Genomic DNA, 20378 nt, shown 5'->3' with positions numbered 1-20378 from the left:
CCACACCCTGAACACAGTTGGCTGGACGGATAAAACCTATCCGCCACCACCACCTGACAGCCGTAGAGCCGGGCCTTGTACTCTAGCTGTCGCCGTTCGCGATAGCGGGACGGAGTCCTCAACTCGTAGAACCCACAGTCTGACAGGGATCCCGCCAGCTTGCGGTTCTGGAGCAGGTTCTTTACCTGCAAGTCCTCTACCACCACCACCCGGTATCTCTTGGCCAGGTAAGTCGTCAGCTTGTGCAGACTGTCTTGCCGGATGTCTGCCACCCGCTTGTGAGCTTTGCCCAACTGCACCACCGCCTTCTTGCGGTTGGTGGATCCCTTCTGCTTGCGGCTCAGCCGCCGTTGCAGCCTAGCCAGCCGCTGCCTGGCCTTGCGGTAGGGCTTGGGATTCGCAAATACTTCCCCGCCGGAGCAGGTGGCCAGGTGATGGATACCTAAGTCCACTCCCACCACCTCTCCGGTCTTCTCCACCTGGGGTGTTGGAGCTTCGTACTTGAAGGAGATGTACCAACGCCCAGCGCGAAGGCTGATGACCACGTTCTTGGGTGTGGTCGCCGGAAGCAGCTCTGCACAGCGCAGCCAACCAAATATGGGCACCTTGATGCGGTTGCCAGAAATGCGGATGCTGCCTTCTAGGTAAAAGCTGTCCTGCACCCCCTTGCGCTTGAAGCGGGGAAACTGACCTAGCCCCTTGCGCCAGCGCTTAAGGGCCTGCTTCAGGTTGCGGAGTGCCTGCTGAGGGGCGCATTTGGAGACCTGGTAGTACCAGGGATGCGCTTGCTTCACTTCAGCTACCAGGCGCTTGTGCAGGTCAATGGCGGTGGGGAGTTTTTGCTGGTTCTCCAGGGCTTGCCGACAGACCTCTAGGCCCCAGTTGTAGGCGTGGCGGGCTACCCCAGCATGTTGAGCTGCTAGAGTTGTTTGCTTGTGGTTGAGGATGAGTTGTGTTTGGAAGCCCAGTAACATGTCCGCCACACCGCAAAGCGTCCATGAGTTTCGTGCAACTTTTGGCTTGGCGCTCACCAGCCTCTTCCAGCTTTAGGTAGCCAATGTTGACTACTGTAAGGTTTTCGGCCTACTGCTGTCAGCCCTCCTCGGCTAAGGACTGGGTTGAGGACTGTGGGGGGATCCCTGGGCAGCTTGCCGACGCTCTTGAATAATTTGCAATTGGGCTGCCTCGTGCTCTGCTAGGGTTTTGCTGAAAATGTGAGTGCCATCGTAGCGGGCCACGAAGTAGAGATAGTCGGTCTGCTCAGGCTGCAAAACGGCTTTTAGGCTGGCCAAGCCCGGACTGGCGATGGGGCCGGGGGGCAAACCCGGGTTAAGGTAGGTGTTGTAGGGAGAGGGGGTACGCACCTCCGCAAGGGTGAGGCGGCGATCTGGGGTTTGCCGGATATTCAAGGCATATTCCACCGTCGGATCGGCTCCCAGGGGGATCCCTTTCTTAAGCCGGTTCAGAAAGACACCTGCAATCAAAGCGCGTTCTTCCGGCACCACGGCCTCCCGCTCCACAATGCTGGCCAAGGTGACCCACTCGTGCAGAGACAGGGAAGTGGTGTGCTGGCGAAACAGGGGCAGGGCCACCGCGACAAATCGCTGCAGCATGGCGTCGACCACCATCTGGGCCTTTTCCCGATCCGGCAGGGATCCCTCCACCTGTTCGATGGGGAAAAGATAGGTGTCTGGGAACAGGTAGCCTTCTAGAGAGCTCAAGTGGGGGGGCAGCCAATCGAGGGGGGGAATCACCCGGGTCACGGCAATGAAGGCATCGGCTGCCAGCCAGTTGCGCTGGGCCAGAGCCTCTGCCATTTGCTCGATGCGCCAACCCTCCGGGATGGTCAGACGTCTTTGCAGGATCCTTCCCTGCCGCAGTTGCTGGGCCACGGCCAGCATGTCCTGGTTGGGATCCAAAGCGTAGGTGCCCGCCTGAAACACCCAGTCGCGCCCGAAGGTGCGGCTCCACAGCTCCCAAGCCAGAGCTGAGCGAATCACCCCTGCTTGGCGCAGTTTTTGCCCGATCAGACGGCTGCTGCTGCCCAGCTGGATTGTTACTTGGATCGGTTCTGGGCCGCCCACCGGCTGGAGCCAGGTCTGCCACTGCCAGTAGCCCAATCCCCCGACCAGAACCAACAGGAAAATCAAGCTCTGCAAAAGACGCCGACCCCAGCGTTCGCGTAAGCGTTGCGTAGCAACATGGGGTGCCGCAGGCACAGCGCTTTGGGCAGCAGAGCTTCTGGGCGAGACGGGATCCTTTTGGGCCGAATGCTGAACCTGATCTGTCATTGCCTTTCCCTCCAAACGGCCTGAGCACACCCTTGAGCCAGGCTATCCTTCGGACTCAATCCTGGCTAGGGCGTCGCCGGACTCTCAAGGCCGATTTCCCCCCTAACTTGGGATCAACTCTCCTGGGCTGGGGATCCCGTTGTTCTCGACCGTCCGCTGTCCGATCCAAGTGCCGATGGGTTCTCCCTGCACCACTCGATAAATATTGCCAGGGGTAGTCAGGTCAAAGACCACGATGGGCAATTGATTTTCCTTGCAGAGGGCGATGGCGGTGCTGTCCATAACCCGCAGATCGCGGTTCAGCACATCCTGATAGCTGAGGACATCGTAGCGGCGGGCCTGAGGGTGAGTCTTGGGATCCGCATCGTAAACTCCGTCCACCTTGGTGGCTTTGAAAATCACCTCGGCATCGATCTCCGCCGCCCGCAAGGCCGCAGTGGTATCGGTGGTGAAGAAGGGGTTGCCAGATCCTGCCCCAAAAATCACCACCCGCCCCTTTTCCAGGTGACGAATGGCGCGGCGACGAATATAGGGCTCCGCCACCTCCTGCATGGCGATGGCCGTCTGCACCCGGGTGGGGATCCCGGCTCGCTCAATGGCATCCTGCAGGGTTAAGGCGTTGATGACGGTGGCCAGCATCCCTACGTAGTCGGCAGAAGCCTGATCCATCCCTTGGGCAGCCGCCTCTTTGCGCCCGCGCCAGATGTTACCCCCTCCCACCACAATCGCCACCTGCACACCGGCCCGTACCACTGAGGCCACTTCGCCGGCAATGGACTTCAAGACCTCGGGGTCGATCCCGTAGGGGCGCTCCCCCATCAGGGCTTCACCACTCAACTTCAGTAGAATCCGTCGATATTTCATGCTCATCCGCTCCGGCCCACCCCTGCATACGATAGCAGGTTTGTTGAACTAGCTCCGCTCACAGGATTGACCGACAGAGCATCTCGACAAAAACAACCTTACTGCTGTTCTTCGCCAGCGCTGGCCTCGTTGTCGCGGGGGGCAGAACGGAAGCGGCGGCCATTGCGAGCACGACTTTTTTGGAACTGTTTGGCATATTCGCGGTTGCGCTCGGCTTTTTCCCGCTTCAGATTGCGTTTTTTGGCCATGCTGGTTTTCCTGACCGGTTGTCCGGACTCAAGTGAAGGTCCTCAGTTTGAAGTGTCAAAGTGAGGCGCTCTTAATCCTATCACGCTTTGCCGAAGCCATCCTGAAGCCCTCTGCTCAGCCGGCTATGGGCAGGGATCCCCACAACAAGACTAGGCCCATCACAACAAACCCCACGCCTGCCAGGGTTTTGATCCAGCGAGGTGGGATCAGGCGGGCCACCCAAGCTCCTGCCCACACCCCAATTAGGCTGGTGCTGATCAAAGCAGCAGCAGCGCCCAAAAAGATTACCCCAGCGTTTTGCGAGCGGGCACTGAGGAGCAGGGTCGCCAATTGGGTTTTATCGCCCATTTCGGCCAGCAGAATCGAGCCAAAGCTCACTAGGGCGGCCCGTCCGGCCATTTGCCGCAGCAAAAAAGACGGGGTTCGGCTGTCGTTGTCTTGGATCAACACGTTCCTCGGTTGTTCTCCACTCTGTCCTGCCGGGTTGGCATCGGCTGCTCAGGGAGGCTAGCCCTCTGGGAGCTTGTTCCCCCGCCACTCCTGCCATAATACATAGCCCCCGATCATCAGGAACCCTGCACCCGCCAACCATTGTAGCCAGCCCGGGGGAATGACTTGGCCCAGACCTTCTCCCAGCACCACGCTGAAAAAACTGGCGGTCACCAAGGCACCGGCGGAACCGAAAAAGATCGCCCAAGGAGATTGGGATTGGGCACTCATGAGCAAGGTTGCCAACTGGGTTTTGTCGCCCATTTCCGCCACAAACACGGTTAAAAAAGTAACAAACCAGAGTTGCAGTGGGGATCCCTCAGGAAGATTGCTGCCGGAAGAGGGGGGGGTAGTGAGGGGCAGTGCCGTCGGAGGCCCAGTACTGGGGGCGGGAGACAAGGCCAAACTCTCCCTGGCGGGCTGGAAATCCGCAGCGGATCCATCCCCGTAGAGATAGTGCTGCCCAACGGCCAAGAAACCGAAACAGAGAGCCGAGGACAAAACAATCAGCCCCAAGCCCAGGGCCATTTGCCCCTGCCAAGAACGCGGCGCAGCCATGGCGTCAGATCCTAACCACCGACATGCAGCTTATCCTGTTTTCAGCCGCTTCTGGAGGAGACAAGGGCGCTAGAGTAAACGCTAGAGTAAAAGAATCAGGGGCGTTGGCCGAGCGGTTTAGGCAGCAAACTCATAATTTGCCTTACACAGGTTCGATCCCTGTACGCCCCATCGGGAATTGCTGGACGAGGTTTCTGGGTTGAGGGCTGTTGACAGCGGGCCAAGTCGATCTCAATTCCCAAACTGGGAGGGCGGACATAGGACTGCGTTCCGCTAACGCGACCGAGGTCACTCTGGGCTGAGAAAGAACCGGTTGGGCACAGTTTCAAAGACGCGGGTTCAGCTCCGTGCGGGATCCCGTATCCCCAGAGCGAGGGATCCAACGCTCAGGCAAGGTGGCAGGGGATCCCCATTGGGACTGGAGCTGGCTGAGGAATTGTCCCTGCTGGGTGCGAAAGCCGACCAGATCGGATCCGCCATTCATCAGGGCAAACCAGATGTCCCCCTGCTCGGTTGGCAATACACCCGCCAAGGTGCTGACGCTCCTCAAGGTGCCCGACTTGGCAATTAGGATCCCTGGCAACAGACGCCGCTCCAACACTCCCACATCTTGGCCAACGACGGCAAAAGCATCGGCAAGAGAGAGCCCCTGCTCCTCCAGAAGAGACTGGATGGCTTGAAGCATAGCTACATTGGCCCGCGGCGAAATGCGGTTTTCCACCCCCAACCCGGAGCCGTTGATCAGTTGCAGCTCTTCTGCCGGGATCCCGGCGATGGCCCGGGCGATTTGGGCCACTTGGTCTGCTCCCCCCACCGCATCGGCCAACATCTCGGCCATGGAGTTGTTGCTGTAGAGGTTCATCAGCTTGACCAGGTGAATGAGGGGGGGGGACTCATGTCTGAGCAAAACCTGAGCGCCGGGCGGGATCTGCTGGGCAACCCGCACCGAACCCAAGATCTCCACCTGCGGTCTGGGTGTGCCGGGGGGTAAGGTTTGAAATTGGGCCTCCGCCTCTGGCGGCCAGCGCCGCGCATCCAGCCCCTGCCGCAACAGGGATCCCGATTGCGCCACATCCCGGGAAAAGTTCATGTAAAAGCGGCCCACCACCACCAGATCCCCGCGCACCTGGCGGATCCCATAGGCATTGAGCAGGTTGCCGACGGAGAAGGCTTCCTCCCAGACGAACAAGGGATCCTCCCCCCCCAGAACCCAGAGATCCCCCTGTAGAACTCCCTCAGCAGTTAAGGGGCCAGTGGCCAGCCAGGTGGTAACAAAGCGATGTTGTGGGCCAAAGTGCTGCAAAGCGGCCAGGGTCGTTGCCACCTTGGTCAAAGAAGCAGCCGGCAAGGGTGTGGATCCCTGATGCTGTCCCAAAACAAGGATTCTGTCCCGCTGAGGCGAAGGATCCTCCATCTGCAGCCAAACCCCCTGAGCCGCGGGCGAAAACCCCCGACCGGCCAACTGAGCCAGATAAGTTTCCACCTGAGGTTGCAGGGATCCCTGCTCCGTCGCCTGAGAAGTGGGAGACAAACTCAGCAACAGAGTGGCCGCCGAGAGCAGCCCAACCCAGCTCGAAACCAGCCGCCTACCGGGCCAGCCCCACAGATGTCGTTCGTGCCGTGGCGTCAGCGTTGCGGAGCAACAGTGTTGTGTAGCACCATGGGGTGCCGCAGGCATAGCACTTTTCACGGAAAACACCCTCTAAACATCCCGGCAACCGAGGGGGCATCAGCTCGTCAATTCCCAGCCACCCTCTTCTACAGGCTCTACATCGATGGTGCCGGGGGGCGTTTGCCGATAAAAACGTCCGTCTGCAACAAACAGCGGCTCTCCACAATTGGGGCAAAAGAAACGGCTGCCCTCGACGGCTTGCGATTCCGACCCACACACCGGGCAGCGATCGGTGGTAATCCAGCGGCGCGCCCACCAGCGAAAGGCCAGGAGCACCAATACCGGCAAGGACAGCAAAAACAGCAACAGAGCCACCAATCCGGCGACCAGCCACCCCAGCCCGACACTGGTCAGCAAAGCTGCCAACGCCAGGGATCCCAGCCAGAACCCCCAGCCACCCAGAGAAATGGAATAGGTTTTGGGCTGCTCAAACCGCATTTTCGTTTTCCTTCCCCGATCACTACGCTTGCCAACGCTGTCAGGATGCCGCGGGCCTTTTCTTGAGTATGTTAGCCTAGGCGCGCCCGAACACCAGAAACAGTCCGCCACATGGCTCTGCTCTGTAGGCTAGCTCATCCCGGATGGATGAGGGATTGGGTTTCCCGCACCCTTCCCGAGGCTCTCCCGGCAGCCCATGCGCCTCAGTTGCGTCCCTGTTCTATTGGGCCTGAACTGAGCTGTTCTATTGGGCCTGAACTGAGCCTGAACGCTGTCTTCAGCAACCAAGTCGGGTGGTGTCGTCATAAATGAAGTTATTATCAATTACAGAACTTATTGACTGTTACGGCGACGTTGCCCAACAGCGGAGGGGCGGCATCATGGTCTACACCGAAGAGGCGTTCAAGGCAGAGCTCAATGCCAAAGGCTGGCGAGCCACTCGGCAGCGGGAGATCATCCTGCAAACGTTTCAAAACTTGCCTGAGGGCACGCATCTGAGCGCGGAGGAGTTGCACAAAAAGTTGCGGGAAGAAGGCCACAACATTAGCCTTTCCACCATTTACCGCACCGTCAAGCTGATGTCCCGCATGGGCATTTTGCGAGAACTGGAACTGACCGAAGGGCACAAACATTACGAGATCAACCAGCCGGCCCCCCACCACCACCACCATCTGGTGTGCGTCAAGACCAACAAGGTGATCGAGTTCAAAAACAACGCCATTCTTAACATCACCCAGAAGGTGGCAGAAAAGTACGGTTTCAAAGTGTTGGATTGCCAGCTCACCATCATCGGTATCAGCCCGGAGGGGCAGCGCTCGATTTTGTAGCCAAAAATTCCCAAAGCTCAGGTTCTCATGCTTTCCCAGCAGGGGAACCGTACTGGGCTGGTAGGAGGATGGGGATCCCGTCAACGGGAGGAAATGCCAGAATAGCTCCCGTGAGGCCAATCGGCAGTCGGCAACCGAGGCAACAGTTGAATGGTTGATGAATAGTTGATCTTCTTCACCCCACTAGATCCGGGAGAGGGCCATGAACGAACAGGAAGTGGTGCAGTGGCTGGAGCAGGCGCTGGCCAATCCCCGCCTTAGGTTACAGGCCAAAGCCCAACCGCTCCAGGAGAGTCCCAAGGCTTATGCCCTCGTCATTATGATCAACCGCCCTGCCGGCCTTGCTCTCAACTATGAGGAGTTGACGGCCTGGTTCCAGAAGGCGATTCCCACTCGCTACCCCCAAGTCAAACGGTTGGCCCTCTACAGCCGCCCCATGGGCCAGCAGGCTGCCGACTGGAAAACTCAGGTGAGGCTGGATCCGGAGCCGGCGACAGACAAGGTGGATCCCGGTCGTGTTAGCAGTGCAGAGCACTTTACCGCTACGCGACCCTCTCGCGAACCCGTCAGTGGGACGGAGTCCCCGGAGAGTCCGGATCTAAGCCGCTACTGCTTTGTCAGCGATCGCCAGTTGCTTACCGCCGACCTTCCTCAGCCGCCTGGTTTGCTCCGCCAGGCGGTTTTGGGTTTTCACAGCCTCACTTCTGGGCAAAAACAGGAGGTTCTGCCCCTCTTGCCCACCTTGTTTCGCAATCCCAGCACCGTCTCGACGGTGATGTTATCGGTGGAAGCGGCCTTGTGGCTGGAGCCTCTGAAAAGCCTGAATCCTCACGAGCTGCGTCTATTGAGCGTTTGGCTGAGCCGCTATTGCTTCAACCCCAGCCGCACCCTAGCGGAATTGGATCCCGCCACCTCAGGTCTCAAAACCGGACAAACCAAGCGCAGCTACCGCGCCCCTCAGGTGGGGGTTTCGCTAATGTTGGCCAGCTTTGCCGGCAACCTGACAATGGCCGCAGGCGTGACTCTGAGCCTGTTGTTTGGCATGGTGTTTGTGCTTTTCCTGGCCATCTTGGGCGTCTCAGAGGGGGGATTTTCCTTGGGCTTTTTCATCCTTGCCGTTCTGCTCACCCTCGCCTTCAACGCTTTGATTTTCTTCTTGTCTCCCTGGCTGATGGACTGGATCCAGCACAGCCTCTATGGCACCGAGTGGGTGAGCTTGGCGGAAATTGGGCGTCGCAGCCCAGAGAGTGCGGAGGTCATTGAACGGGTCTGCCGACAGTACAAGCTGAAGCAGCCGAAGCTGGGGCTGATCCGCGACCAAAACCCCACTGCTTTTACCTACGGCAGCCTGCCGGATACGGCCCGCATCGTCGTCAGCGAAGGGTTGTTCACCTACTTGGAAGATGAAGAGGTGGCTACGGTCTATGCCCACGAGCTGGGGCATGTGATCCACTGGGATTTCGCCGTCATGACCCTGGCTTCCACGCTGGTGCAGATTCTCTACCTTCTTTACGTCTACATGCGGGATGCGCGCGACAACGGCAAAAGGGGCAGCCTCCGCTCCCTGGCCTTGGTCGCCTACTTTTTCTATGTGGCCGGCTCCTACTTGTTGCTGTATCTGTCGCGGGTGCGGGAGTACTTTGCCGATCACTTTGCCGCCGAAACCACCGGCAACCCCAATGGGCTCTCGCGGGCTTTGGTGAAAATTGCCTACGGCATTGTGCAAGAGGGAGAGCGGGAGCGGGATGAGGAAACCCGACAGCGCAGTGCTCGCCTGCTGGAAGGAACGCGGGCTTTGGGGATCTACGATGCCAAGGCGGCTGTTACGGCGGGGACGGCCTACCGGGTTGCCTCGGATCCCGGCCAGGTGGGCAGGGTATTTTTGTGGGATCTGTTTAACCCTTGGGCCTGGTGGATGGAGCTGAACTCCACCCATCCCCTCACGGGCAAACGGGTGCGGGCGCTGTGCACCTATGCGGAGCAACTGGATCTGCCGGTGGAGTTCGATATGGCCAGCGTGGTTGCCCAGGGCAAGCAGCTCAACCGGCAACAGCTCTACGGGAACTTTCTGCTGGATATACTGCTGTTGAACGCCGAGTGGCTGGGGGCAATCGCGGGGGCACTGCTCGGGATCCCGGCCTTGCAGGTGGGCTTCTATGAAATGTTTGCCGGGCTGACCCTGATGGGGGTGGGCTTGGGCCTGCTGCTGAAGATGACAGTGATGTACCCCAGCTTAGAAAACCCGCCGGCGTTGACCGTGTTGAAGGCCATGAGCAATCCCTACGCCAGCCCCTTGCGCGGGTTGCCGATGCAGTTGGAGGGGCGGGTGATCGGGCGAGGGGATCCGGGCTATCGCTTCGGCTCCGATCTCAAGTTCCAGGATGAGACAGGGATGATCTTCCTGCGCTATGCTTCCCGCTTTGGGCCGCTGGGCAACTTCCTGTTTGGAGCGCGCCAGGCAGGGGGGGTAATCGGCCAAGAGGGATCCGCGGTGGGGTGGTTCCGACGGGGGGTGGCCCCTTACCTGGATCTGGCCCGCTTTCAAAGCCGCCATGGCCAGCTCATCACCAGCTACCATCCCTTCTGGCAGGCTATGTGGGCTGTGCTGTTGTTAGTGGTTGCCCTGCTGGTGATGCTGTTCTAGAGGATCGCGATCCTCAGCAGCGAAGAGCTCGCCTAGGCCATTGGGATTGGCTACTCTTGCCCACCGTTAACCCGGGCGTAGTCGTCGCTGAAGCGGACAATGTCGTCTTCGCCCAGGTACTGGCCATTTTGCACCTCGATAATCACCAGAGGGATGACGCCAGGGTTCTCCAGGCGATGCTTGGTGCAAGGGGGCACGTAGGTGGATTGGTTGGCCGTGATGAGCTTTTCTTCATCTCCGCAGGTGACCTTGGCGGTGCCGGCAACGACGATCCAGTGTTCGCTGCGATGGTAGTGCAACTGCAGGCTAAGGCGATGCTTGGGCAAAACCACGATCCGCTTGATTTTGTAGCCAGGGCCCTCTTCCAGCACTGTAAAGCTCCCCCAAGGCCGACTTTCAGCATTGCTCTCGATCAGCTTGTTGAGGGTTTCGGCAGAGAGGGAAGGCGAAGGTTTTTCCGGTGAAGCCAGATTGGCATTGGGGGTTTCCAGCATGAGATGCTCTCCTTGGGAGGCCTACCTGTAGCTTATCTCAACAACCAACTCGAAGTCTGTTTGTTTATCTTTAGAACCACCAACAGATCGGCTTCAGCTCCTGGGGATCCCCAGCCAATTCAGGCTTGCCAGGGCAGTGGCTAGAATCCTGTGGAATCATGAATAAAGATCTCTGCAAAAAGGCCACTTCTCGATGCGTCCTTTCTCTTCTGTCCCTTCTTACCCGGTTCACATCCATGACCGCCAACGGGACACCCACTATCTAATCCAGGTGCCGGCGGATCAATACATTTTGGCCAGCGCCGAGGCCCAAGGGATCCAACTGCCCTTTGCCTGTCGCAACGGCGCCTGTACCACCTGTGCGGTGCGGGTACGGCGGGGATCCCTGTATCAGCCGGAAGCCATGGGCATCTCGCGGGAGCTGAAGGAGCAGGGGTATGGGCTGCTGTGCGTGGGCTATGCCCGCTCGGAGCTGTGGGTAGAAACCCAGGATGAGGATGAGGTGTACGAGCTGCAATTTGGGCGCTACTTCGGCCAGGGGCGGGTAAGGCCAGGGATCCCCATCGAGGATGAGTGATGTCTTCTTCGGCACCGGTTTTGTCTCCCGAGTTGTCGCCGGATCCCTTGCCCTCTCAGCCGAGGGGCTGGCTGCTGGCGGCAGCGGCGCTGATCCCGGTGAATCTGGCCCCCAGCTTGCTGTTGGCTTTGGTGGGGACGATCCAGGGTTATACCCGCTATGGTGGGGCGATCCTGCGGGATCCCTTGTTTGGACTGGCGGCTCTCCTGAGCCTGGCGGCGGTGGGAGTGGCTTTTTTGGGGGAAGATTGGCGGCTGAGCCTGCCGGGGATGTTCAACTACTGGCCTTTTTTATTGATGCTGCCGGCCTTTGCCGCTGTTCTGGCCGATCGCGTCAGCGGGACGGAGTCCTTTCGCGTCAGCGGGACGGAGTCCTGTCCTGTGGGCCGTCGGCGGTTGGCCCAGGTGTTGGTGCTGGGCAGCGGGCTGATGCTGCTTTTGGGTTGGGGAGAAGTGCTGTGGGGATGGCAGGGGCACTTCTTCTGGGGGCCGGTTTGGATTACGGGGGTTGCCGGGGGAGAGCGACCGGCGGCAGCCTTCACTTCCCCCAATACGCTGGCCATCTACCTGGTGATCCACCTGTGCTTGGCAGCAGGGCTGTGGCTGGATCGAGCCGATAGAGACTGGCCACAGGCAGTAGGGCTGGGAGCTGTGCTGGGGCTGGGATCCCTCTTGTTGCTGCTGACGGCCTCTCGCAACGGCTGGGGAGCGGGGGGGCTGGCGCTGGTGATAGGGCTGGCCCTACGGCGCTGTTGGTGGGGGATCGGGATCTTGGTCGGCATAGGGTTGGCTGGTTTGGCTGCTGCTTGGGATTGGCCGGGCTGGCGGGCCGTAGTGCCCCGATTGATTTGGAGCCGTCTGGCAGACACCTTCGATCCTCAAGCGCTCTACTTTAGTTCCACCGCCAACCGGCTGGATGCTTGGCAATTCGCCCTGCAGATGGTGCAGGAGCGGCCCTTGACCGGTTGGGGCTGGCAAAGCTTTGCCGCTCTTTACAATGCTCAAGATCCGCCGGAGCTGCTGGGCCATTGCCACAATTTGTACCTGCACCTGGCGGCTGAGGGTGGGATCCCGCTGTTGCTGGGCCATCTGATCCTGTGGGGCTGGATTTTGGCGCGGGGATGGCAAGCTTGGCGGCGCTCGCAAGAAAGCGTCCTGTTGGGGATGCTGCTGGCCTTGACGGCATTTTTTGCCTCAGGGCTTTTGGACGTGGTGATGTTGGATGGCCGCATTCACCTGCTGGTAACCTTACTCTTGGGGGCAGTTTGGGGAGCCAGCCTCGAGCAGCGCTCGACAAAGGGCCAATGCAACCAAGATCTGGGATAGCTTTCCCAAGGGGGTCACGGTTGAATGCCCCACCATGGGTGTCGGCGCTGCCTGGCAATAGGGAATGACTCTTGACCTAGCAGTAAATCCAAAATCCATGGGTTCCCACCCGTAGGAAATCCTTGTGGTGAACCTGTACCGAGATGTGTTGTGGCCTCTGCTTTTTTCTGGGCTGAGAGCCGACCCGGAAGCGGTCAAGATGGGCCTGCTGCGCGCCTTGCATTGGATCGATGCCACCCAGGCCACCGGGATCCTATCGGCTCTGGAGCGACTGTTTTGCTACCGGGATCCCCGGCTAGCGGTGTCGCTGTGGGGCCTTACCTTTCCCAATCCCCTTGGGTTGGCTGCGGGCTTCGACAAAGATGGCCTGGCTCTGGGCGTCTGGCCCAGCCTGGGGTTTGGTTTTGTAGAGGTGGGCACCGTCACTCCTCAGCCCCAACCGGGCAACCCCAAACCTCGCCTGTTTCAACTGCCCCAAGATCGCGCCGCCCTCAATCGCATGGGCTTTAACAATCAAGGGGCGGCGGCTCTGGCGGAACGGTTGCGCCGGCTACAGCAACGTCCCATCCCCATTGGAATCAACCTGGGCAAAGCCAAAATCACCCCTCTGGAAGAAGCGGCTGCCGATTACCTGGCCAGCTTCCGGCTGCTCCAGGAGCTGGGGGACTACTTTGTGGTCAACGTCAGCTCCCCCAACACGCCGGGGCTGCGATCCCTGCAGGCTGCTGAGCAACTGGAGCCCATCCTATCTGCCTTACAGCGGGAAAATCAGAAGCGAAAACCCCTCCTGGTGAAGATCGCCCCCGATCTGGACTGGCCCGACATTGACAGCATCCTGGAGCTGGCCCAAGACCATCAACTGGCCGGGATTGTGGCCACCAACACCACCCTGCGCCGCGATAACCTGAAAACCCGTTTCCTGCCTGGCCGCGGGATCCCCTTCGCACCAGCGGAGTCTAGGCCAATCCTTGCAGAAGCCGGCGGGATCAGCGGTGCCCCCTTGCGGGAGCGTTCCACCCAAGTCATCCGCTACATCCACCGCTCCACCCAAGGAAAATTGCCCATCATCGGAGTGGGGGGCATCTTCACCTTGGCCGACGCCTTGGAGAAACTGGAAGCGGGAGCCAGCCTGCTGCAGGTCTACACCGGCTGGGTTTACGAAGGGCCGGGTATGGTGCCGCAATTGCTCCGAGGCCTAGCCCGCTCTTCTCCCCCCAGCCCTGATGTTACACTTCCCCCAGAGAATACCCCTGTGGGTCAGATCCAGGCGTAAGATCGTTAGGGATCCCTGAGGAAGCTTGCCGGTGAACCTGCTGCAACACCTCTTCAAAACCCCCCATCCGGTCATTGGGGTGGTTCATTTGTTGCCGCTGCCCACCTCACCCCGCTGGGGGGGGGACTTGGAATGGGTGATCGCTCAGGCAGAACAGGCAGCTACTGCCCTGGCTGCAGGAGGGGTAGACGGGATCCTTGTCGAGAACTTTTACGATGCCCCCTTTGCCAAGGATCGGGTGGACGCAGCGGTGGTCAGCGCCATGACCGTCATCGTCCAGCGGCTGAAAACCCTGGTCTCGCTGCCGGTTGGGATCAATGTCTTGCGCAACGATGGCTGCAGTGCTCTGGCAATTGCCGCCTGCGTGGGGGCGCAGTTCATCCGGGTGAATGTGCTCTGCGGGGCGATGGTGACCGACCAAGGCATTATCGAGGGGAATGCCCACCGCCTGCTGCGCTATCGCCGGGAGCTGGGGGCTAATATCAAGATTTTTGCCGATGTGCTGGTGAAACACGCTCAACCCCTAGGTCCCATCAGTCTGGATGCGGCTATTACCGACACGGTGGAGCGCGGCCTGGCCGATGCCATCATCCTTTCCGGCTGGGCCACCGGCAAGCCACCCCTTCTGGAGGAGCTGGAGCTGGCCCGCAAAGTTGCTCCTCAGGTGCCGCTGCTCATCGGCTCGGGGGCTACTGCTGAAAACATCGGCAGCCTGATCCGGCGGGCAGATGGAGTAATTGTGGCCAGTTCTCTGAAGCGGTCTTCCCGTTCCGCAGGCATGCCGGCAGGCTATTCGGATCCCTTTCCCATGATCGACCCGATTCGGGTGCGGCAGTTTGTGGAAGCACTGCACCTTGCGCTCCGTGAGCGGGCCTCCAACCATGCTTGTCTGGCCGCTCCCGGCTCTGGTTCCAACTAGCCGTTGGCGCTAGGATTGGGATCTGGCTGCAATGGAGCGCTCCTCTTTAGACTATGTCATCAGACTATGTCATCCCTTGATCTGGAGGGCTTGGATTCTGTATACCACCCTTCTGGTTCGGCTCTTGGGCCTGCAGAAGAAGCCTTTTGGAGCTCTGTTCCGGCTCGCACCCCCCGCATTTGGGTTGTCGATGATGACCCAGTGGTTCGTTGCTACATTATCAATGTTCTCACAGGCTCCCAGTACTACGTGGAAAGCTGGGAAAGCGGCCGAGCAGCTTGGGATTCCTTGCAAAGCTTGGAAGAGAGCGAGTGGCCCGACATGGTGATCTGCGACTGGGTCATGCCTGAGATGTCGGGGGTAGAGTTCTGTTGCCGTCTCAAGGGATCCGCAGCAGGGCAGTTCGTCTATTTCATTTTGCTCACGTCCCGTTCTGAAGTTGAGGCTCGGGTAGAGGGGCTGGATGCGGGGGCGGATGAATTCATCACCAAGCCGGTCGATCCCGAGGAGCTGCGGGCGCGGGTGCGGGCAGGGTTACGTCTCCAGCGGCTCACCCAAGCTTTGGCCCAGGCCAACCGGCAATTGCGAGCCCGCAACGAGCTGTTGGAGTCTTTGTCTTTGACGGATCCCTTGACCGGGGCGTTGAACCGGCGAGCTCTGGATCAGGCGCTGCCCCATTTGCTCAAGCAGGTGGGAGCCCGCGGGGAAGCTCGCTACCGCTATCTCTGCCTGCTGATGATGGATGTGGATCATTTCAAGCAGGTCAACGACAGCTACGGCCACTACATCGGCGACTGTGTGCTGCAGGCCATCGTCGGGCGGCTGCAAAATCAACTGCGGCCTTCCAGCCTGCTCTACCGCTATGGTGGGGAAGAATTTGTTTGCGTTACGCCCGGGCTTAGCCCCCCCCGCTGCGGTCGCTACGCAGAGTCTCTGCGGCAGGCTATTGCCAAACGGCCCATTGACATCTCCCCCAAGCGCAGCTTGCCGGTTACCATCAGCATCGGTGGGGTCGTGCTCAGCGAAGACTACCGCCTGGAGCCGGAAGCTGCCTTGCAGCAGGCGGATAGCGCGCTCTACCAGGCCAAGCAGGCGGGGCGCAACCGAGTTCACATCCTCACCCCAACCCCAGAGGTTTATCTGCCCTCTTCCAGCGGATAGCCAGAGGCCACCGCCAAGGCTTCCAGAGAGCGAACGCCTGTGTAGGTGCGGCCATTGATGATCCAGGTGGGATAGCTGGTGATCCCCGCTTCTGTACATTCTCGAGCCTGTGGAGTGCCGGGGCCGTTGGGGGAGCACTCCACGTAGGGCACTTGGTCGAAAGCTGCCCCGAACAGCTCCTTTTGGTCTTGACAATGGGGGCACCAATAGGCCCCGTACATAGTGCCGCCGATCTGCCGCAGGTGGGCTGCTAACCCTACCGCCAGGGGGCTAGGCGGGGGAACTTGGTTGGCGTACACCCCAATCGTGGTCACCAACGTGAGAAAGGCCACCAGAATGTAGCTGAAGGCCAGCTTGCCCCAATCCAACCAGCGGTGGCCCAGCACGGTCACCAGCCCCAGCCCCGCCACCAAGATGATCGCGGTGGTGCAGTACATGCAGAATTGCCGCAGCACCGCCACCATCAGGTAAAGCATGTACATCTCAAAGGCGGTCATGGCGGAAACCAAGCCAAACAGGGCCGGCCAGCGCCACCGCTTCACCAATGGGAGCCCATCCGGCAGCACCGCCAGCGCCAAGACTCCCAGAAACCCCAGCAGGCCAACAGCCGCTGTCGGGATCCCCAAAAACTCTGCCCAACGGCTGGAGAGTACCAGGTCACACCCTCCATCCCCAGTGCAGAAGGCGGCGGGCTGCTCCGTCAGCTTGGTGTAGGTGAGATAGGCCGTCAGCAGGGATCCCAGGCTGGCCAAGATCGCCAAGATCAGACGGGAATGGCGCTGCAGCCAGGTCTCTTCTTGGGCTTTGAGTTTGAGATAAGAAGCCATGGAGTTTCAGGGGTTTCAGCAGTTGGACACCCCCGATTATAGTGGGGTGGAGCTGGGCTCGTCCGTGGGATCCGACGCAGAAGAGCGCACCTGGGCGGCAAACCTGTCTCCCAGCGGATCCAGCTCCCATAGGGATCCCAGTTTGGAGTCGGAGATAGGCCGGTCACAGAGACCCCAACGGCGGCGGAAGTAGCGGGCTAGATCTCTTTCTGCCAGGGTCAGGTACACCGGTCGGCCATGGGGACAAGTGTGGGGATTGGCGGTGCGCTGCCAGGCTTCCAACAGCTTTTGCATCTGCTCTAGGGTCAGCGGGATCCCATTGCGCAAGGCCCCTCGACAGGCCACCGCCACCTGAGCTGCCTGCAAATCTTGACAGCGGCTGAGCTCTAGCAGGGATCCCTGTACCTCTTCCGGATCTTCCGACTCCAAAGCCAGAGGGATGCGTCGAATGAGATGGGTATTGGGGCCAAAGGGTTCTGGCTCCAGCCCCAACTGCTCCAACCGCTCCAGGGCTTGGGGCGATAGTCCTTGCAGCGTTATGGGCGTCTCCGGTGCTACCAGTTGCCAATGCTGCTGGATGTACTCATAGCGAACTCGCTCGTGGGCCAGGTGTTGCTCCACCAGCCATAACCCCTGGGGGTGCTCTGCCAAGATGTAGGTCCGATGCAGTTGGGCCAGCGCCTTGAGGGGGGGCAGGAGAGAAGTTGGCCGGTCAGAGGGAGGAAGATGGCTCTGAAAATCGGGCGAGACTCGATAGACCACCTTGGCCTCGCTGGCCCGGATCAGATGCACAGAGCGGCGGCTGGCTTGCCCGGATCCCAATTGCAGAAGGGAGTGCAGGTGTTGGCGCAACTGCTCCTGGCGGGCCGTCAGATTCTCCAGGTAGAGCTCGCTTTTGGCAGGATGACGGTTCCAATCCACCTGCTCTGGGGGCAGGCGCAGGTGAACAACCACCAGTGGATGACGGTGGCGAGGCAACGCGTGGTGAAAAACCGACTGGATCAGCCGTTGCCAGTCGGGCATCTGCACAAACCGTCCGTTTACGGCCACACGGATCCAATCGGGGTGGGGGCGATGCAGGCGATCCGGCAGGCCCAGCACCACTTCCCAATCGCTATCCCCATCCTGGATCCGCCGATAGCGCAGATCCGTGGGATCCAACTGCGGCAACACCTGCAGCAGCAGATCTTGCAGAGATTTTCCCGGCCAGAGGCTGAGCAGCAATTGCCCTTCCTGATGCACCTGCCAACTGACCCAGGGATGGGCTAGGGCTGCATTCTGCACCAGGGTCAGGAGCGGGCGAGTTTGGGGCAAGGCCCGACGGCGCAGAGGCCAGTCGGCAAACAAATCCGCAACCGTGACCACCGTTCCCAAGGCAGTGGCTGCCGGCTGCTTGTGGATCAGCTCCCCCTGTCGGTCGTAGGCGGCCAGCCAGCCGTGAGCATCGTCAGCGTGGCGGGTTTGGATAGCTAGGGATCCCAAGCGGGCTAGGCTGTGCAGGGCTTCCCCACGAAACCCTAGGCTGCGACCGTCCAACTTGCTGGTGGTATGGCGGCGGGCCACCTGCTCCAGCTCCGAGGCCGGGATGCCGTGGCCGTTATCCCCCACCTGCACCTGCCAGCGAGTCGGCCAGATCTCCACTTGAATGCGGGTGGCCTGGGCATCGAGGGCATTTTCCAGCAATTCCCGCAGAGCAGCCCCCAGAGAGTCGATCACCTCTCCTGCCGCCATACGGGCAATCCGTTCTGGAGTCAGGGGTTGGATCTGGAACATGACACCCATCCTGCCAATCTGATGGTCAGGGGCCAACAGAGCCTTAGCTTAACCTTCTCTTGCGGTTTCTGCGGCGGGCAACAGGAGCCTTGCACGCTCTAACCGGTTGAGGTCTGCAGAGGGGGGAAGTGCGCTCGATTTTCCGCTGGCCATTTCTACCGATTCGTTCCAAAGAGGCAATCAAAGCCAGATAAGATTTACATAGGAATAACTTTCATGCTACTGAGGATTTGGCCTCTTCTGATTTTTTGGGTTTCCAGAATATTTTTTGTGTATTGGCAATGTTCTCAACACGGCAGAACTGCAGCAAACTTTGAGCCTTTTATCAGATGCAGATTTTGTGGATGGTGCCCTGACGGCGAGTTGGAATGCCAGGTTTGTCAAAAACAATAGGCAACTGCCCGAGGGATCCCTGCAGCAACAGCAGATCCAGGAGACCATTTCTGCGGCTCTAGATCCCAATTGCCGTTTAGCTTGATCTGGAAGTGGCCCAACGGCAGGAACTGCGTAAACCCCAGCCAAGCACAGCTTCAAAAGGTCGGGCTTTCCCATGAGCAGTATGCAGGGCGTCTTCTACTGCTTATCCAAAAGGGCTCCCGTTTCCGGTTGATGCCAAGCGGCTAAGGTCGAGCCCCTCACAATAGGAAAATGGGCTGGGATCCTTCAGCCCCCGGCAAAGTTGGTAGAATAAAGTCAGCCTTCGCCTTGAACTTGAATTTGGATAGGGACTGGGGTCGACCGTTGGGATCCTCGGCTATGTTCGACAAACTGCTCTTTCCCATCGATAACTCGCGTGAGACCAGCCACGCCTTGCCCTTGGTGGCGGACATAGCACAGCGCTACAAGAGCCAAGTGTATTTGCTTTCTGTGCTGGATGATACGGAGCTTGACCCGGAGCGAGCCGAGCAAGCCCGGCAGAACATCCACAACCTGCTTAAGCAAACGGAGTCCGGCCTGCATCAAATCGGCCTCAGCAACGTCAAGAGTGAGTATCGAGAGGGGAAGGTGCCTTTTGTCATCTGTGATGTGGCAGACGAGCTGGAGATCAGCCTGATTGTGATGGGCTGCCGTGGCCTCACCCTGTCTGGAGAGGGGCAGAACAACTCCGTGAGCCACCGCGTGATCGATCTCTCCCCCTGCCCGGTGTTGGTCGTGCCCTGAGGAGAGGGATCCCATTGACCAAAAGGCGCGGCAAGCCCCGTCCTTCAGGGCAGGGAAGGATAGCGCCGACCGTAGCCGACGCCCTTTAAAAACGCAGTGCCGGCCATGTGAATATCGTTGTCATCACGCATAGGCCAAGAATACGATTGAGCGGTGCAACGACTTCAAGCCTTCAAGTACGAATTGCTGCCCAACAGCCAGCAGGAACGGCAGATGCGCCGCTTTGCTGGCTCCTGCCGGTTCGTCTACAACAAAGCACTGGCGTTGCAGAAGGAGCGTCACGAGCAAGGCCAGAAAAAGCTAGGCTATGCGGGCTTGTGCCAGCTGCTCACCGCGTGGCGCCACAGCGCAGATACAGCGTGGCTGGCGGATGCGCCGGTGCATCCGCTGCAACAGGCGCTCCAGGATTTGGAGCGAGCCTACAGCCACTTCTTCGCCCAGCGCGCCGGCTTCCCGAAGTTCAAGAAAAAAGGCCGGTCGGACAGTTTCCGTTATCCCGAGCCCAAGCAAATCCAGCTGGACCAGGCCAACAGCCGCATCTTTCTGCCTAAGCTTGGTTGGGTGCGCTACCGCAATAGCCGAGAAGTGCTAGGCACAGTGAAGAACGTCACCGTATCCAAGCACGCTGGCAAGTGGTTCGTGTCGATCCAGACCGAGCGGGAGGTTAATTGGCCTATTCCGCAGGGGGGCGCAGTGGGCATGGACATGGGCATTGCCCGCTTGGCTACCCTCTCGGACGGCACGTTCTACGCGCCCCTCAACAGCTTCAAGCGGCACGAGGCGCGCTTGCGCAAGGCACAGCAAGCGCTCTCCCGCAAAGTCAAGTTCAGCAACAA

Annotated in this window: 20 protein-coding genes, 1 tRNA gene and 1 pseudogene; 11 read left to right on the top strand and 11 right to left on the bottom strand. The window is 59.7% G+C overall.

The features are described 5' to 3' along the window. The 6 genes from NW834_RS08485 to NW834_RS08460 all read right to left on the bottom strand — a co-directional run. A partial coding sequence (locus NW834_RS08485) for an RNA-guided endonuclease InsQ/TnpB family protein (RefSeq protein ID WP_414426285.1) occupies nt 1-974 on the bottom strand: 974 nt, incomplete at its 3' end. 132 nt (nt 975-1106) lie between these two features. Further along, nucleotides 1107-2291: an endolytic transglycosylase MltG gene (gene mltG / locus NW834_RS08480; protein WP_414419429.1), complete on the bottom strand. Its 1185-nt coding sequence runs from the start codon at nt 2289-2291 to the stop codon at nt 1107-1109. Between the two features lie 102 nt (nt 2292-2393). Beyond that, nucleotides 2394-3155 (bottom strand): UMP kinase, encoded by a 762-nt coding sequence (gene pyrH / locus NW834_RS08475; RefSeq protein WP_011433861.1) that lies wholly within the window; start codon nt 3153-3155, stop codon nt 2394-2396. A gap of 98 nt (nt 3156-3253) precedes the next feature. After that, nucleotides 3254-3403, bottom strand: coding sequence for a hypothetical protein (locus NW834_RS08470; protein WP_011433860.1), 150 nt, complete (start codon nt 3401-3403; stop codon nt 3254-3256). A 115-nt stretch (nt 3404-3518) separates the two neighbouring features. After that, nucleotides 3519-3854, bottom strand: a complete 336-nt coding sequence (locus NW834_RS08465) for a TMEM165/GDT1 family protein (protein ID WP_011433859.1) — start codon at nt 3852-3854, stop codon at nt 3519-3521. A 57-nt stretch (nt 3855-3911) separates the two neighbouring features. Continuing rightward, nucleotides 3912-4451: a TMEM165/GDT1 family protein gene (locus NW834_RS08460; protein ID WP_414419428.1), complete on the bottom strand. Its 540-nt coding sequence runs from the start codon at nt 4449-4451 to the stop codon at nt 3912-3914. A 98-nt stretch (nt 4452-4549) separates the two neighbouring features. Here NW834_RS08460 and NW834_RS08455 point away from each other — a divergent pair. Next, a tRNA-Ile gene (locus tag NW834_RS08455) sits at nt 4550-4622 on the top strand. A 154-nt stretch (nt 4623-4776) separates the two neighbouring features. Here NW834_RS08455 and NW834_RS08450 read toward each other — a convergent pair. Together NW834_RS08450 and NW834_RS08445 are read right to left on the bottom strand one after the other, a co-directional pair. Continuing rightward, a complete protein-coding gene (locus NW834_RS08450; RefSeq protein WP_414426284.1) occupies nt 4777-5982 on the bottom strand; it encodes a D-alanyl-D-alanine carboxypeptidase in 1206 nt (401 codons plus the stop codon). Between the two features lie 198 nt (nt 5983-6180). Beyond that, nucleotides 6181-6561, bottom strand: coding sequence for a hypothetical protein (locus NW834_RS08445; protein WP_414357087.1), 381 nt, complete (start codon nt 6559-6561; stop codon nt 6181-6183). A gap of 380 nt (nt 6562-6941) precedes the next feature. On the opposite strand from NW834_RS08445, the gene NW834_RS08440 reads away from it, so the two are divergent. Both NW834_RS08440 and NW834_RS08435 read left to right on the top strand, forming a co-directional pair. After that, nucleotides 6942-7388: a Fur family transcriptional regulator gene (locus tag NW834_RS08440; protein ID WP_011433855.1), complete on the top strand. Its 447-nt coding sequence runs from the start codon at nt 6942-6944 to the stop codon at nt 7386-7388. Between the two features lie 202 nt (nt 7389-7590). Next, nucleotides 7591-10032 carry a M48 family metalloprotease gene (locus NW834_RS08435; RefSeq protein WP_414426283.1) on the top strand — a complete coding sequence of 814 codons (2442 nt, stop codon included), beginning with the start codon at nt 7591-7593 and terminating at the stop codon, nt 10030-10032. 50 nt (nt 10033-10082) lie between these two features. Here the strand turns inward: NW834_RS08435 and NW834_RS08430 are convergent, their stop codons facing one another. Then, nucleotides 10083-10526 carry a phosphomannose isomerase type II C-terminal cupin domain gene (locus NW834_RS08430; protein WP_414419425.1) on the bottom strand — a complete coding sequence of 148 codons (444 nt, stop codon included), beginning with the start codon at nt 10524-10526 and terminating at the stop codon, nt 10083-10085. Nucleotides 10527-10719: 193 nt separating this feature from the next. Here NW834_RS08430 and NW834_RS08425 point away from each other — a divergent pair, with 193 nt between their 5' ends. From NW834_RS08425 to NW834_RS08405, 5 genes are all read left to right on the top strand, one after another. Further along, complete coding sequence (locus NW834_RS08425) at nt 10720-11103, top strand: 2Fe-2S iron-sulfur cluster-binding protein (RefSeq protein WP_414357085.1); 384 nt, start codon at nt 10720-10722, stop codon at nt 11101-11103. After that, nucleotides 11103-12428 carry an O-antigen ligase family protein gene (locus NW834_RS08420; protein ID WP_414419424.1) on the top strand — a complete coding sequence of 442 codons (1326 nt, stop codon included), beginning with the start codon at nt 11103-11105 and terminating at the stop codon, nt 12426-12428. The genes NW834_RS08425 and NW834_RS08420 overlap by 1 nt, the downstream gene beginning before the upstream one ends. Nucleotides 12429-12555: 127 nt before the next feature. Next, complete coding sequence (locus tag NW834_RS08415) at nt 12556-13701, top strand: quinone-dependent dihydroorotate dehydrogenase (RefSeq protein WP_414419430.1); 1146 nt, start codon at nt 12556-12558, stop codon at nt 13699-13701. 31 nt (nt 13702-13732) lie between these two features. Then, nucleotides 13733-14620 (top strand): photosystem I biogenesis protein BtpA, encoded by an 888-nt coding sequence (gene btpA, locus NW834_RS08410; RefSeq protein ID WP_414419423.1) that lies wholly within the window; start codon nt 13733-13735, stop codon nt 14618-14620. Between the two features lie 66 nt (nt 14621-14686). Beyond that, entirely contained in the window at nt 14687-15781 is a 1095-nt protein-coding gene (locus NW834_RS08405; protein WP_414416656.1) for a diguanylate cyclase, read from the top strand. On the opposite strand, the gene NW834_RS08400 is transcribed toward NW834_RS08405, so the two are convergent. Together NW834_RS08400 and mutL are read right to left on the bottom strand one after the other, a co-directional pair. Continuing rightward, nucleotides 15757-16608 (bottom strand): vitamin K epoxide reductase family protein, encoded by an 852-nt coding sequence (locus tag NW834_RS08400; protein WP_414419422.1) that lies wholly within the window; start codon nt 16606-16608, stop codon nt 15757-15759. The two genes, NW834_RS08405 and NW834_RS08400, sit on opposite strands and share 25 nt — an antisense overlap. Before the next feature lie 36 nt (nt 16609-16644). Next, nucleotides 16645-18381, bottom strand: a complete 1737-nt coding sequence (gene mutL / locus NW834_RS08395) for a DNA mismatch repair endonuclease MutL (RefSeq protein ID WP_414419421.1) — start codon at nt 18379-18381, stop codon at nt 16645-16647. Nucleotides 18382-18649: 268 nt separating this feature from the next. Between mutL and NW834_RS08390 the strand changes: the two are divergent. The 3 genes and pseudogenes from NW834_RS08390 to NW834_RS08380 all read left to right on the top strand — a co-directional run. Then, nucleotides 18650-18844, top strand: a pseudogene (locus NW834_RS08390) (PKHD-type hydroxylase); the annotation flags it as partial. Between the two features lie 293 nt (nt 18845-19137). Beyond that, a complete protein-coding gene (locus tag NW834_RS08385; protein ID WP_011433838.1) occupies nt 19138-19542 on the top strand; it encodes a universal stress protein in 405 nt (134 codons plus the stop codon). A gap of 153 nt (nt 19543-19695) precedes the next feature. Continuing rightward, nucleotides 19696-20378 (top strand): RNA-guided endonuclease InsQ/TnpB family protein (locus NW834_RS08380; protein ID WP_414426282.1); only part of this gene is annotated, 683 nt, incomplete at its 3' end.

Origin of the sequence: Synechococcus sp. R60.1 (assembly GCF_047461835.1) — a bacterium.
GTDB lineage: Bacteria > Cyanobacteriota > Cyanobacteriia > Thermostichales > Thermostichaceae > Thermostichus.
The sequence above is the reverse complement of the archived record's forward strand: the minus strand, read 5'-3'. Positions and strand labels throughout refer to the sequence as shown.